Genomic DNA, 13,531 nt, shown 5'->3' with positions numbered 1-13,531 from the left:
TCAGTTGTAAGGGCCGGCCGACGACGGATAGGTCCGCCGCAACACCTTCTGCGAATCGGGTGAGTTCAGTGACCGGGTGGTGACCAGAGGTTCGCTGAGGGGTATGTTCCTGGTCGTCGGCTTGCCGAGCATGGCGTTGACGTCCTGGGTCACCGCCTGCGTCCCCTGCCCCACGGCCTCCTGTAGGAACAGTCCCTGGAGGGTGCCCTCCTTGAGCAGGGCGACGGTGGTGGGGCTGCCGTCGGCGGTGGCGAGAGCGATCTTGCCGACCAGCCTGCGGGTCTTGAGCACCTTGGCGGCGCCCGTTCCGGCCGCGTCGTACATGCCGTAGATGCCGGTGATGTCAGGGTGGGCGGTGAGCAGGTCGTTGGTCTGGGAGACCGCCTCGCTGACGGTCAGGGTGCGGGCCTGGAGGATCTGCACCAGCTTGCAGCCCTCGCGGGAGAAGCTCTTCCGCGCTCCCCTCAGGTACTTCTGCGCGTTCTCCCTGTCCTGGGGCAGCGACAGCATGCCGACCTTGTTGCCGCCGCGCTGTTTGGCCTGTTTGCAGACGAAGCTGCCCTCCTCCACGCCGGTACGGTGGTTGTCGGCGGTGATCGCGGAGGTGTAGTCGGTGGCTCCGGGCTGGGGGCCGATGCCGGCGAAGGAGATGGGCACCTTCGCTGCCTTGGCCGCCGCGAGGACCGGCGGGGTGCTGGTGGAGCTGACCGGGCCGATAACGATCATTTTGGCTCCGGCGGCAATCGCGGTCTTGATGTTGGCGAGCTGTGCGCCGGGCGAGTTGTTGGCGTTGTACTGGGTCACTTTTATGCCGTGTTTGCGGGCCTCCTGCCGGACCCCCGAGTAGACCCACTGCCAGTATGAGATGTCGAGTGACGGGGCGAGGTAGGCGAGCTTCAGACCCTTGACGGTCTTGGCCTGCCCTTGGGCGGCCGAGTTGCTGTCCTGACAGCCGGCCGCGACCAGGGCCGTGGCCAGGACGGTTGCCGACAGGGCGAACGATCTACGAGCCCGGCGGGCTCTGCGGGAGCGGGCGGAGCGCATGGGGGCGTCCTTTCTGGAGGACGGGGAGGGGGGACCTGGGGATGGCTTCGGGGAGAGGGAAGCCGCCATGGGGAAACCGTGGACAGGGAGCTGGAGGCATGTGGAGGGCCTTGGTGGGGCCGGTGGCGGGAGCCCCTCGTCGGCGGCCGGATCATCAGGCTCCGCGGGTGCGGCTGCGGCGGGTGACCCGCTCGGCGAGGACGGCGAGGAGGATGACCAGTCCGGTGATGGTGCCCTGGTAGAAGCTGTTCACCCCGAGCAGGTTCACCGCGTTCTGGATCACCGTGACGAGTACCGCGCCGGTGAGGGCGCTGACCGCGGAGCCCACCCCGCCGAACAGGCTGGCGCCGCCGATGACGACGGCGGCGATGGCCTGTAGCTCCAGGCCGTTCCCGGCGGTGGCTTCGGCGTTGGCCAGGTAGGACACCGACAGGACGGCGGCGAAGGCGGCCAGGAGCCCGGACGCGGTGTAGGCGACCAGCTTGATGCCGCGTACCGGAACCCCGATGAGCCTGGCGGCACGCTCGTTGCTGCCCACCGCGTACAGCCAGCGGCCCTGGGTCGTACCGGACAGCACCAGTTGCAGGAGGACGACCAGTACGATCACGCACAGCAGGTAGTTGGGGACCCCCAGGTAGTGACCGGAATTGATGGAGCCGAAACTGGTGGAGCCGACGGGCTGTGAGTTGCCGCTGGTGACCACGAAGGCCAGGCTGGCCGCCACCGAGTAGGTGACCAGGGTGACGATGAACGGGGCCAGTCCGAGCACGGCGACGCACACTCCGTTGACGAGCCCGCACAAGGCGCCCGCGGCGAACGCGCCCAACACCGCGACGCCGGTCGGAACGTGGTGGTTGAGCATGGCGGCGGCGATGATTCCGGTCAGTGAGAACACCGATCCGACGGACAGGTCGATCCCGGCCGTGACGATGACGAGCAGCTGGCCCAGGGCGATGATGACCAGCGGCGCGGCGCTCTGGGCGATGTTGGTGATGTTGCCGCTGCTGATCGCGGCCGACTGGACGGTGCTGAGCAGGAGTTCGACCAGGACGCAAGCGAAGGCGATGACCAGCTCCACCCGGAACCGGGCAGCGGTCCGCAGCAGGCGTGGTCCACCGCGGCGAAGGGGCTGGACCGGATCGGAGGTGATGTCGTTCGGGTCGGTGCGGACAGTGGTCACTGGATTTCTCCTTCCACGGATCCTGCGTGGCCTGCGGGGCGTACGGGGTCTACGGAGCCCGCGAGGAGAGGCGGCGTCCCGGCGGCCGGGGTGCCGCTCGCGTTCAGGGCGTCGACGATCTGCGTCTCGGTGAGCTCGGTGCCGGTGAGGGTCGCGGTGACCTGGGCACCGACGAGCACATGCACGCGATGACAGCGGGCGACCAGCTCCTCGGGATCGGAGGACCACCACAAGGCGCCGCCGCCGTCGGTGGCGATTTCGTCGATGGCCTGGAAGATGTCCACCTTGGCGTGGAGATCGACACCCCGGGTGGGATCGTCGAGCAGCAGCAGCCGTACTCCCAGCGGGGCCCAGCGGGCGAACAGCATCTTCTGCTGGTTGCCGCCGCTGAGCGCCCCGGGCGGGGCGGTCAGATCGGGAAGTTTGATGGCGAACCGGTCGACCAGCCGCCGGGCGGCGGCCACGTCCGGGCGAGCGATCAGGCGTCGCCGGGCGACTCGCTGTGGGCCGACGAGATGTTCCAGCACGCTGAGGTTTCCCCAGACACCGTCGCGGGCGCGGTTGCCCGAGACATAGCCGACGCCCGCGCGCACCGCGCGCCGCGGCGACCAACGGGCAGTGGACCGGCCCAGGACCCGCATCGTCTGACCGGGCGGGTGGGGGCGGTCACCCCAGGCTCGTAGCAGCAGGTCGCTGGCGGCACTGGGATCGAGCGAGGTGATCCCGACGACTTCGCCGGGGCCGACTCGCAGGGGCGCCTCGGTGTCGGGCAATTCAAGCAGAGGCGGCTCGCCGGTCACCGCGTCGGCCACCGGCGTCGGCCGGTCGAGTGCCCGGGCGGCGTCCCCGACCATGGCCGTCAGCAGGGCCTGGTCGTCGATGTCGGTCAACGGCACCCGGTCCGCCACGGTGCGCCCGTCCCGCAGCACGGTGGCCACGTCAGCCACCTCGCGGATCTCCCGGAAGCGGTGGCTGACCAGCACCACACCCACCCCGTCGGCGGTCAGCCCGCGCAGCACGGTGAACAACCGCTCCACCTGCGGCCGGTTCAGCGAGGCGGTGGGTTCGTCCAGGAGCAGCAGCCGGGCGCCCTGCGCGAGCCCGCGGGCGATCTCCACCATCTGCTGGCGGTCCAGCGGAAGGTCGCCGACCCGGGCAGCCAGGTCAATGACGGTGTCCTGGCCCAGGGAAGCCAGTGCCGCGCGGGCGGCTGCACGGGCTCGGCGCCGACGCCCCCGTGCCCGGCCGGCGAGCAGCAGTTCGTGGGTGGCGATGTTCTCCAGCACCGACAGATGCGGCAGCAGAGACAGTTCCTGGTAGACGATGGCCACCGACGGGCGATCGCGGGAGCCCCCGGCTGCGACCTCCAGGTCACCGGTGTCCGCGCTCTCGATACCGGCCACGATGGCGAGCAGAGTCGACTTGCCGGCGCCGTTGGCGCCGAGCAGCGCGTGCACCTCGCCGGCCTTGACGGTCAGGTCGACTCCGTCGAGCGCGCGGGTGGAGCCGAACGCTCTGGTCAGGCCGCGAACGGTCAAGAGAGAAGCATGGAGGGGAGGAGAGGGGGCGGTCATAGCCGTGACCTCGATTCGAGGTGTTTCCATGCCGACGGCGCGTGCTGTCCGTACTCGGGCACCGGGGCCGCGACATTTGACCGAAAAGTGACTTTCGACAAAAGGTGAATCCTTTGTCGCGGTCATAGTGAGCGACTGAAATGCCGACTGTCAACAGACAGCAGAGGATCGTTGCTCGTCATCGTGACCGGGACCGAGGAGGGGCCTCGGCACTCCCCGTTCGACCCGAAGGGTGCGAGCCGGTTCCGGCCGGCGGGGTCGGCGGCTGTGCTGATGGCGTGACCGAGGCGGCGTAGCCCGCCGTGCAGGCGGCGGAGTACCTCGGGTACGGGCTACCCGCCGAGCCGGCCGCCGCCACCTGGGCCGCTCGCGATCATCAATAAGTATGTTGACATAGGTTTCTCCTCATAGGTAACGTGGTGGCGTGTCCGGAATCAGTGAGGCTCGTCCGAGCCGGAGCGTCGACCATGTGGCCGCGGGCCTCGTGGCGTGCCTGCCCGCACTGAACCGGTACATCAAACAGAGCGTCGACCGGCAGCTGCCCTACGCCAAGCTCCCCGAGCGGCAGTTGGCCTTGCTTCAGTACGTCGCCGAGAATGACGGCGCCACCGTCCACAAGGCGGCCGACGCACTGCGGATGATGCCGAACAACGTCAGCGCCCTGGTCACCCGCCTCACCGAAGCGGGCCTGCTCGAACGGCATCAGGGCGACACCGACAAGCGGGTCGCGCGCCTGTGCGTCACCGCAAAGGCGCGTCAGCGCATCCGCGAGGTCGAGAGCTTCGCGGCGGCGCAGCTCGCGTCCGCGCTGCATACCCTCACCGACGGCGACCGTGACGCCCTCGGCTCGGCGCTCGGCGCGCTCGAGGCTCTCACTCAGCGCCTGCGCGACCACTCCGCCTGACCGGCCTTACTCCCCGTACGCCCACTGCCCTTGCCGCTGCTGTAGCGGGGGCTGGGTGTGCTGGCTCCCCTACGCAGCTCCCCCACACGTCCACGCGCCCCAAGCCGCGCGCCACACGTCTCGAGGACATCTCACCCGTGTCTGTCACCGCTGTCTCCACAGCGCCCACTCCCGTATCCGGCCCCCACCTCCGCGGTCCGCGCGCCAACCCGTGGCTGACGCTGGTCGCCGTCGCGTTCGGTCTGTTCATGGTCGGCCTCGACGGCTCGGTCGTCTCGATCGCCAACGCCGAGATCGCCCGCGACCTGAACGCCAGCACCGCCGAACTACAGTGGGTCACCAACTCCTACCTGCTCGCTCTCGCCGCCGCCCTCATCCTCGGTGGCAAGCTCGGCGACCGCTTCGGGCGCCGTACGGTCTACCTCGTCGGCGTCGTCGGATTCACCGCCGCGTCCGTCGCGATCGGCTTCGCCGGCTCGGTGGAGGGCGTCATCGCCTTCCGCGCCGTGCAGGGCCTCTTCGGTGCGATGCTCATGCCCAACACCCTGGCGTTGCTGCGTGCCGTGTTCCCGCCGAAGAAGTTCGGCATGGCGGTCGGCATCTGGGCGATGATCTCGTCCGTCGCCACCGCGCTCGGCCCGATCGTCGGCGGGCTGCTCGTCCAGCACGTCAACTGGGAGTCCGTCTTCTCCATCAACGCCCCCATCGGCGTCATCGCCCTCCTCTTCGGCCTGCTGGTCCTGCCGCAGTCCAGGAACGAGGCGGCCGCGGGCGAGAAGTTCGATGTGCCCGGTGTCGTGCTGCTCGCCGCCGGACTGCTCGCCGTCATCTTCGGCGTCGTCAAGGGCGAGACGTGGGGCTGGGCTTCGGTCGGCACCCTCGGCGCGATCGCCGGGGGCGTCGTCGTCCTGGTCCTCTTCGGCTGGTACGAGACCCGCGTGGCGCACCCCCTGCTCCCCATGCGGCTGTTCCGCAACCCGGCCCTGACCATCGGTACGTTCGTCACCGCCCTGAACTTCTTCGTCCTGCTCGGCGCGATCTTCTTCGTGATGCTGTACCTACAGAACGTGCGCGGCTTCACGCCCGTCGAGTCCGGTGTGCGCACCCTGCCGCTCAGCCTCGCCTCCATGGTGGCCTCGCCGCTCGGCGCGAAGCTCACCGAGAAGTTCGGCCCGCGCCTGACCATGCCGCTCGGGATGGTGCTCCAGGCAGGCGCCGCGTTCACGATGCTCGCGTGGAGCGACGACTCGTCGTACCACGCCCTGTGGCCGCCGTTCGTCGCGCTCGGTCTCGGCGTCGGCATGGTGATGTCCGCGTCCTCCGCCGCGATCGTCGGCAACGCCCCCGTCAAGGACGGTGGCATCGCGGGCGGCCTCCAGGCCACCTCGTTGCAGGTCGGCGGCGCGCTCGGTACGTCGGTGCTCGTCTCCCTCATCAGCGGCCGCGTCGGCTCCACCCTCACCGACTCACTCACCGACGCGGGGGTGCCCCACGCGATCGCCGGTCGCCTCGAGGAGGCGAAGGACGCGGTCGCCATGGGCGTCGCCCCGGTCTCCGACGCGATGCCGGCGCGGCTCAGGGCCGCCGTGACGGAGGGCAGCCACACCGCCTTCATGAACGGCGTCCACACCGCCGTCCTCGTCACCGCCATCCTCGCCCTCGTCGGCGCCGCCCTCGCAGCGGTGGGCCTGCGCGGCCGGAAGGACGGGCACGACGAGAACGACACGAAGGTGCCGAGCCCGGCCGTGCAGGCCACGGGCGCTCAGTCCGTCCCGGCGGCGACCGCGAGCGCCGCGGCCACGGTCCCGTCCTCCGGCGGCATCCCGGTCAGCGGCCACGTCCGCGGTGCCGAGTCGGCACCCGTCCCGCAGGCGGCGGTCACCCTGATCTCGCTGAGCGGGCGGCAGTGGGGCCGCGTGGTGGCCCAACCGGACGGTTCGTACACGGTGGACGCGCCGGACGCGGGCAGTTACGTGCTCATCGCCTCCGCCGAGGGCTGCCGGCCACAGGCCTCCACAGTGGTGGTCGACCACGAGCCGGTCTCCTACGACATCCTGCTCTCCGGCACCAGCGGCCTGGCCGGCACGGTCAGGTCGGCCGACCACAAGGAGCCGGTCGTCGGCGCCACGGTGGTCGCGGCCGACGTGCGCGGCGACGTGCTCGCGACCGGACTGACCGACACGGACGGCACGTTCAGTTTCACCGAGCTCGTGCCCGGCCAGCTGACGCTCGCGGTGACGGCCGCCGGGTACCGGCCGGTCGCCCTGCCCATCGAGATCGCCGCGCAGGGCGTCGCCGAGAGGGAGGTCGAGCTGCCCTCCGGCCTGCGGGTGCGGGGCGTGGTCCAAGCCGCGGGCCGGCCACTGAACGACGCACGGGTCACGCTCATCGACACGGCCGGCGTCGTGGTGGCCACCGCGACCACCGGCGAGGACGGAGGCTACGCCTTCACCGACCTGGACGGCGGCGAGTACACGGTCCTGGCGGCCGGCTACCCGCCGCAGGCCACCGGCCTGACCGTGCACGGCTCCGGCGTGGAGAGCCACGACATCGTGCTCTCCCACCCGAGCGGGTGACAGGGGCCGGGCCGGACACGCCAGGCGTCGCAGCGTGTCCGGCCCGGCGGTGCCCAGGGCACGGAGATGAGCGGCCACCCCCGTGCGCTCGCCCTCTGGCCCGCCCGACCGGCGGGACCGCTTTCCTCAGCTGGACGCCGAGCGCGAGCGGTTCTCGGCGAGCGCGCTCCGGGTGGCCGCCAGGACGGCGAGAACGTCCTGGGCGGCAGCGCGGACGGTGGACTCGTCCGGTTTGGCGGAGGGTTCGAGGGCCGCTTCGATCGTGTGGCCGAGCAGGTCCGCCCGGTGGTCCGGAGGGAAGTCCTCGCTCGGGGGGACGACGATGCCCCCAGTGATGAACCCGGTCAGCACCGCGTCGATCGTGTAGATCTGGTCCGCCGCCGACGCTTCGACGGTCACCAGCCCGTGCGCGCGCCATACGTCGACGAGGCTGGCGAGCAGAGCGTAGAAGCCGAGTTCCTGGATGACGGGAAGGCCGTTCGCGGTGATGGCGAGCGCGCCGAGGACTTCGCCGTCACCGGCATGGACGGCCCGGGTGACGGGGTCGCGGGTCTGCTGCAGGAACACCTGCCGGACCAGCCTGCTGGGCAGGGCGGCGGACGGCTCCTGCTCGATTCCGGCGGAGACCGCGCCGAGCGTCTTGCGGAGTTCGCGCCGCAGCAGTTCGGTGAACAGCGTCTGTTTCGTCTTCCAGTGCAGGTAGACGGTGCCCTTGCCGATACGGGCGCGGCGGGCGATCTCATCGACGGTGACCCGCTTGTAGCCCCACGCCAGCAGCAGTTCGCGCGCGACGGCCAGGATGCGCTCGGCGCGTTCGTTGTCGGTCTGCGGGGAAGCGGCCAGGCGATCCGGGGTCATGTGCACAGCATCCCACCACACGCTTCGCGTGACCAAATTTCAAAACTGGTCATCCAGTATCGATCAGAGGTAGGGTCGAGACATGACCTCTTCGTCGCTCCCCCCACAGGACGCCCGCCGCGCCCTCATCGTCGGGTCCGGTATCTCCGGTCTGGCCGCGGCTCTGAGCCTGCACCGGGCCGGCTGGCAGCCCCTGATCATCGAGCGGGCGCCCCACCGCCGTACCGGCGGCTACTTCGTCCGCTTCAACGGCCCCGGCTACACCGCCTCAGAACGCCTGGGCATCCTGGGCTCCCTCCCGGACCGCCGCGATCCCGAGGGGCGCACGTTCGAAGTGGACTCCCGCGGTCGCCTCCGCCCCGGCCTGCCCTTTCCCGAACAGATCAACGGCACCCCACTGCGGATGCTGCTGCGCAGCGACCTGGAGCGCGTCCTGCACGAGGCGGTCCAGGACCTGGTGGAGATCCGCTACGGCACCGGCCCCGCCGCCATCACGCAGAGCCGTGACGAGGTGACCGTGACTCTCACCGACGGGTCGCGGGAGAGCGCGGACCTCCTCATCGGCGCCGACGGCATCCACTCCACCGTCCGCTCCCTGGTCTTCGGCCCCGAGGACCTCTACCGCAAGGACTTCGACCACGTCGTGGCCGCCTGTGTCATGGACGGCCCGCTGCCCGGCATGCGCGCGGGTGACGGTGCGGTGGCCACCGCATCCGGCCGCTCCGCCTGGATCAACAGCTACCGCGACCACCCCCCGGTTGCCTTCCTGCTCTACCGCACCGACTGGCCCGCCGCAGAGATCCGCAAGAAGCCCTCCGACGCCCTGCGTCAGGCGTTCGCCGGCTTCGGCGGGGACATCGTGCCCGCCATGCTGAAGGCGATGGACCGCTCCGAGTCCGTCCTGTTCGACCAGGTCAGCCAGATCCACCTCAACCGCTGGAGCCAGGGCCGAGTGGTGCTGCTCGGCGACTCCGCCTGGTGCATGACCCTCCACTCCGGCCAGGGCTCCGGCATGGGTATCGCCGGCGCCGAACTGCTGGCCCGACTTCTCACTGAACACGACGACCTGCCCACCGCCCTGGGCAGCTGGGAACAGCAACTGCGCCCGCTCGTCACCCGCTACCAAAAAGAAGCCCTGCGCATGCGGCACTTCTTCATGCCCGCGAACCGCTTCGGCCGCATCGCCCGCAGCACCTTGATCCGCGCCGTCTCCACCCCGGTCGGCGCCAAGCTCGGCAAGGCCCTGATGGGCTGACACCACACGAGAACGAGGAAACGCAATGACCCGGACGACCGGGACGGTAGTCGATCGCTACATCACACTCGTCGACCGTGCGGTACACGAGCCGGAAGCGCTGGAGGAGCTCGGGGCGGTGTTCGCGCCGGAGGCCACCGTGCAGTTCGGCGCGCTGCCACCGGTGACCGGCCTGGCCGACATCACGGAGTTCTACCGACGCTTCTACTCCGACATGGCCGACAGCAAGCACGTATGGACCACCACGGTGCTCGACGAGGAAACGCTCGAAGTCCACTTCATAGCGGCGTGGCGCACCGCCGACGGTCGGCTCGACTCCCATAGCGGTATCGAGAACGTGACCGTCGACGCGAACGGCCTGATCAGGGAGCTGCGGGTGCTCAGCTCGGAGAGCCAGGGCAGCTGAACGGCCCGTGCCGTGCACGTTGCCCAGGGAGCAGCGGCCTCGTGTCATCACAGAAACAGCGTGATGCCGAGTCGCTGCACCAGCTCATCGGCGCCGACGCCGTACGTCTCCCGGATCCGTACGCCGTCGGGGCCGACGTCGAAGACACCGCAGTCCGTGTAGACGCGGCTGACGCAACCGACACCGGTGAGCGGGTAGGCGCACTGCGGCACGAGCTTCGGCTCACCGGAGCGGGTGAAGAGCGTCATCATCACATAGACGTCCTTGGCACCGATGGCGAGGTCCATGGCGCCGCCGACGGCAGGGATGTCGTCGGGCTCACCTGTGTGCCAGTTGGCGAGGTCGCCGTTGAAGGCGGCCTGGTACGCCCCGAGGACGCAGACGTCGAGGTGCCCGCCGCGCATCATCGCGAAGGAGTCGGCGTGATGGAAGTACGCCGCCCCCGGCAGCTCGGTCACCGGAACCTTGCCGGCGTTGGTCAGGTCCGGGTCGACCGCGTCGCCCTCGGCCTTCGGCCCCATGTTGAGCATGCCGTTCTCGGTGTGCAGCACCACCCCGGAGCCGGCCGGCAGGTGGTCGGCGATCCTGGTGGGCTGCCCGATACCGAGGTTGACGAAGGAACCGGCGGGAATATCGCGTGCGATGACGGCGGCCAGCTCGTCCATCGAGAGCCGACGGTCGGCGCTCCTCGGCGCCTCGGCGTATGCCTGGCCACTTGGCATGGTGGTCATCGTGCCCCCTGTACGGTGTAGTGACGGGCGTCCACCTGGACAACTCGGTCGACGTAGATGGACGGGGTGACGATGGCCTCGGGGTCGAGCACCCCGGGCTCGACGACCTCGCCGACCTGAACGATGGTCTTCGTCGCGGCCATGGCCATGACCGGCCCGAAGTTGCGGGCGGTCTTCCGATAGACGAGGTTGCCCATCGCATCCGCGACGTGGGCGCTGATCAGTGCGTAGTCTCCCTTGATCGGGTACTCCAGCAGGTACGTGCGACCGTCGATCTCGCGCTCCTCCTTGCCCTCGGCCAGCGACGTGCCGACCGCGGTCGGGCAGTAGAACGCACCGATGCCGGCGCCGGCCGCGCGCATCCGCTCGGCGAGGTTGCCCTGCGGCACCACCTCGAGCTCGATCTTCCCCTCGCGATAGAGGCCGTCGAAGACCCAGGAGTCGGCCTGGCGCGGAAAGGAACAGAGCACCTTGCGCACCCGGCCGGCGGCCAGCAGCGCGGCCAGCCCCACATCGCCGTTGCCGGCGTTGTTGGACACGATCGTGAGGTCCTTCGCACCCTGCCGGATGAGCGCGTCGATCAGATCGAACGGCATCCCCGCCAGGCCGAAGCCGCCGACGAGGACGGTGGACCCGTCCTCGATCCCGGCGACCGCCGCATCGGCGCTCTCGACGATCTCCGTCCTGCTCACTGGGCCGCCCCCGTAACGTCGCAATTCTCGAGTACGACGGCCAGCCCCTGACCGACCCCGATGCAGATCGCGGCCACGCCGTAGCGCTGCCTCGTCTCGCGCAGCACCTTGGCCAGCGTGGCGAGGATGCGTCCGCCCGAGGCGCCCAGCGGGTGGCCGATCGCGATGGCGCCGCCCTTCTGGTTGACGATGCCAGGGTCGACCTTCCACGCCTCGATACAGGCGAGCGACTGTACGGCGAAGGCCTCGTTGAGCTCGACCGCGCCTACCTGGTCCCAGCCGATCCCGGCCCGGGCCAGCGCACGGTTCGCGGCCTCGACCGGGGCGTAGCCGAATCCCTGCGGCTCCAGTGCCATCACACCGCGCCCGACGATGCGGGCGATCGGGTCGGCGCCGATCGTGGCCGCGGCCTTCTCGCTGCCCAACAACACCGCGGAGGCGCCGTCGTTGAGCGGGCTGGCGTTGCCCGCGGTGATGGTGCCGCCCTGTTCCGGTGTGCGGAAGACCGGCTTGAGACCGGCCAGCGCCTCCGGCGTGGATCCGGCTCGGATGCCCTCGTCGCGGGTCAGGTCGACGCCCTCGACCGGCACCACCAGGTCGTCGCAGAAGCCCGACTCCCATGCCTGGTGGGCGAGTTGGTGGGAACGGGCGGCGAACTCGTCCTGCTCCTCGCGGGATATCCCGAAACGCTCCTGGAGCTGCTCGTTGGCCTCACCCAGGCTGGCGGTCCACTCCTTCGGCATCCGCGGGTTGACCAGCCGCCAGCCGAGCGTGGTGGAGACCGCGGTGATATCGCCGACCGGGAACGCTTTCGCCGGCTTGGGCAGCACCCACGGCGCGCGGGTCATCGACTCCACGCCGCCGGTCAGCACCACGTCGGCATCGCCGGACTCGATCATTCGGCCGGCCATCATCGCCGCATCGAGGCTCGAGCCGCAGAGCCGGTTGACCGTGGTGCCGGGCACGCTCACCGGAAGCCCGGCGAGCAGTGCCGCCATGCGGCCGATGTTGCGGTTCTCCTCGCCGGCTCCGTTGGCGTTGCCCCACACCACGTCGTCGATCGCGGCGTGGTCGAGGCCTGGCGCCCCGGCAAGCGTCGAGGTGATCGCGGCAGCAGCGAGATCGTCAGGGCGGACGCCGGCCAGCGCGCCGTTGAAGCGGCCGAACGGCGTCCGCGTCGCGGCGTAGAGGAAAGCACTCATGGCAGCGACGCTAATCCCCGGTCGCGATATTCTGAAGTACACATATCCATCCCGATTGATATGGAAGACATATGGATCTGCGTCACTTGCGATACTTCGTGGCGGTGGCCGAGGAACGCCACTTCGGTCGCGCCGCCGAGCGGCTCCACATGGCCCAGCCGCCGCTCTCCCAGCAGATCCGCCAGCTGGAGGCCGAGCTGGGCGTCGAGTTGCTCCACCGCACCACCCGCCGCGTCGACCTCACCGACGCCGGCCGGGCCTACCTCGAACGGGCGCGCGCGGTCCTCGCCGACGTCGACGAGGCCACCCACCACGCACGGCGCGTCGCGGCCGGCTCGGTGGGACACCTCGCGATCGGATGCGTGGGCTCGGCGACGTACAGCATCCTCCCCGCGCTCTCGCGGCGACTTTCGGAAGAGCTTCCCGGCGTCGACTTCTCCTTCCGCGGCGAGATGCTCGCGCCCGACCAGGCCGAGGCGCTGCGCACCGGCGCGATCGATGTCGCTCTGCTGCGCCCTCCGGCAGCCGGCCTCTCGCTCACCGTGCACCCCCTGCGACGGGACCGGCTCGTCGTCGCCGTACCCGTCGACCACCCCCTCGCCCGCCGGTCACGGCTGCGCGCCGCGGACCTCGCCGGTGCCGACCTGATCGTGCATTCCGCCGACCGCCGGTCGGTGATGTACGACGTCGTGCTGGGCCTCCTGCGCGACGCCGGCGTCGAGCCACGCATCCGCCACGAGGTCGGCGAGACCTCGACGCTGGTCACGCTGGTGGCCGGCGGCCTCGGCGTCGCCGTCGTGCCCGAGCCCGTTACCGCGTTGGCGCTCAGCGGCGTCGCCTACCTACCGCTGACCGGGGCCGACGCGCGCGTGGAGCTGGCCGTCGCCCACCGCGCCGACCGCTCCGAGCCGCACCTGGAGCGCACCGTGGAAATCATCCAGGCGGCACTCTGAAGACAACGACACCTGAAGTCAGCCCCCCCCATGGCGCAACAACCCTCCTGACACCCGCAGCGTGATGCGCGCGTCGCCCATCCTCTGCCCATTGCGGGCTGCCACCCGCCCGCTACCGTCTCGGCATGCCTCCGCCCCATGCACGCGAGAGGGCCG

The 13,531-nt window shown here is 70.3% G+C and carries 12 protein-coding genes and 1 pseudogene; 6 read left to right on the top strand and 7 right to left on the bottom strand.

All coding sequences use genetic code 11. The features are described 5' to 3' along the window. The 3 genes from ASC60_RS21780 to ASC60_RS21770 form a co-directional block, all read right to left on the bottom strand. Positions 1-1,044, bottom strand: coding sequence for a substrate-binding domain-containing protein (locus ASC60_RS21780; RefSeq protein WP_055553503.1), 1,044 nt, complete (start codon positions 1,042-1,044; stop codon positions 1-3). Positions 1,045-1,198: 154 nt separating this feature from the next. Next, positions 1,199-2,224, bottom strand: a complete 1,026-nt coding sequence (locus ASC60_RS21775; protein WP_079038532.1) for an ABC transporter permease — start codon at positions 2,222-2,224, stop codon at positions 1,199-1,201. Further along, the gene (locus ASC60_RS21770; RefSeq protein ID WP_055553501.1) at positions 2,221-3,762 is read right to left on the bottom strand and encodes an ATP-binding cassette domain-containing protein; all 1,542 of its coding nucleotides are present in this window, start codon (positions 3,760-3,762) and stop codon (positions 2,221-2,223) included. Before ASC60_RS21770 ends, ASC60_RS21775 begins: the two co-directional genes overlap by 4 nt. Before the next feature lie 505 nt (positions 3,763-4,267). Between ASC60_RS21770 and ASC60_RS21765 the strand changes: the two genes are divergently transcribed. The 3 genes and pseudogenes from ASC60_RS21765 to ASC60_RS43015 all read left to right on the top strand — a co-directional run bounded on the left by ASC60_RS21765 (position 4,268) and on the right by ASC60_RS43015 (position 7,278). Further along, a complete protein-coding gene (locus ASC60_RS21765) occupies positions 4,268-4,702 on the top strand; it encodes a MarR family winged helix-turn-helix transcriptional regulator (protein ID WP_107097134.1) in 435 nt (144 codons plus the stop codon). 137 nt (positions 4,703-4,839) lie between these two features. After that, a pseudogene (locus ASC60_RS43020) lies at positions 4,840-6,396 on the top strand (MFS transporter); the annotation flags it as partial. Next, the gene (locus ASC60_RS43015) at positions 6,385-7,278 is read left to right on the top strand and encodes a collagen binding domain-containing protein (protein ID WP_234357065.1); all 894 of its coding nucleotides are present in this window, start codon (positions 6,385-6,387) and stop codon (positions 7,276-7,278) included. The pseudogene ASC60_RS43020 and the gene ASC60_RS43015, both read left to right, overlap by 12 nt. A 126-nt stretch (positions 7,279-7,404) precedes the next feature. Here ASC60_RS43015 and ASC60_RS21755 read toward each other — a convergent pair whose 3' ends face one another. Continuing rightward, positions 7,405-8,136 (bottom strand): TetR/AcrR family transcriptional regulator, encoded by a 732-nt coding sequence (locus tag ASC60_RS21755; RefSeq protein ID WP_055553499.1) that lies wholly within the window; start codon positions 8,134-8,136, stop codon positions 7,405-7,407. A gap of 82 nt (positions 8,137-8,218) precedes the next feature. Between ASC60_RS21755 and ASC60_RS21750 the strand changes: the two genes are divergently transcribed. Both ASC60_RS21750 and ASC60_RS21745 read left to right on the top strand, forming a co-directional pair. Continuing rightward, a complete protein-coding gene (locus ASC60_RS21750) occupies positions 8,219-9,391 on the top strand; it encodes an FAD-dependent monooxygenase (protein ID WP_055553497.1) in 1,173 nt (390 codons plus the stop codon). A gap of 25 nt (positions 9,392-9,416) precedes the next feature. Then, the gene (locus ASC60_RS21745; protein ID WP_055553496.1) at positions 9,417-9,797 is read left to right on the top strand and encodes a nuclear transport factor 2 family protein; all 381 of its coding nucleotides are present in this window, start codon (positions 9,417-9,419) and stop codon (positions 9,795-9,797) included. Between the two features lie 47 nt (positions 9,798-9,844). Here ASC60_RS21745 and ASC60_RS21740 read toward each other — a convergent pair whose 3' ends face one another. The 3 genes from ASC60_RS21740 to ASC60_RS21730 are packed head-to-tail and all read right to left on the bottom strand — an operon-like array spanning position 9,845 to position 12,422. Continuing rightward, positions 9,845-10,528, bottom strand: coding sequence for a 3-oxoacid CoA-transferase subunit B (locus ASC60_RS21740; protein WP_055553494.1), 684 nt, complete (start codon positions 10,526-10,528; stop codon positions 9,845-9,847). After that, entirely contained in the window at positions 10,525-11,220 is a 696-nt protein-coding gene (locus ASC60_RS21735) for a 3-oxoacid CoA-transferase subunit A (RefSeq protein WP_055553492.1), read from the bottom strand. Before ASC60_RS21735 ends, ASC60_RS21740 begins: the two co-directional genes overlap by 4 nt. Further along, the gene (locus ASC60_RS21730) at positions 11,217-12,422 is read right to left on the bottom strand and encodes a thiolase family protein (protein WP_055553490.1); all 1,206 of its coding nucleotides are present in this window, start codon (positions 12,420-12,422) and stop codon (positions 11,217-11,219) included. The genes ASC60_RS21735 and ASC60_RS21730 overlap by 4 nt, the downstream gene beginning before the upstream one ends. A gap of 71 nt (positions 12,423-12,493) precedes the next feature. Between ASC60_RS21730 and ASC60_RS21725 the strand changes: the two genes are divergently transcribed. Then, positions 12,494-13,375: a LysR substrate-binding domain-containing protein gene (locus ASC60_RS21725; protein WP_055553488.1), complete on the top strand. Its 882-nt coding sequence runs from the start codon at positions 12,494-12,496 to the stop codon at positions 13,373-13,375. Positions 13,376-13,531 lie beyond the last annotated feature (156 nt).

Source organism: Streptomyces sp. NBRC 110028, assembly GCF_001417735.1.
GTDB lineage: Bacteria > Actinomycetota > Actinomycetes > Streptomycetales > Streptomycetaceae > Streptomyces.
Note: the sequence above shows the minus strand (reverse complement) of the source record. Positions and strands in the feature narration are given on the sequence as shown.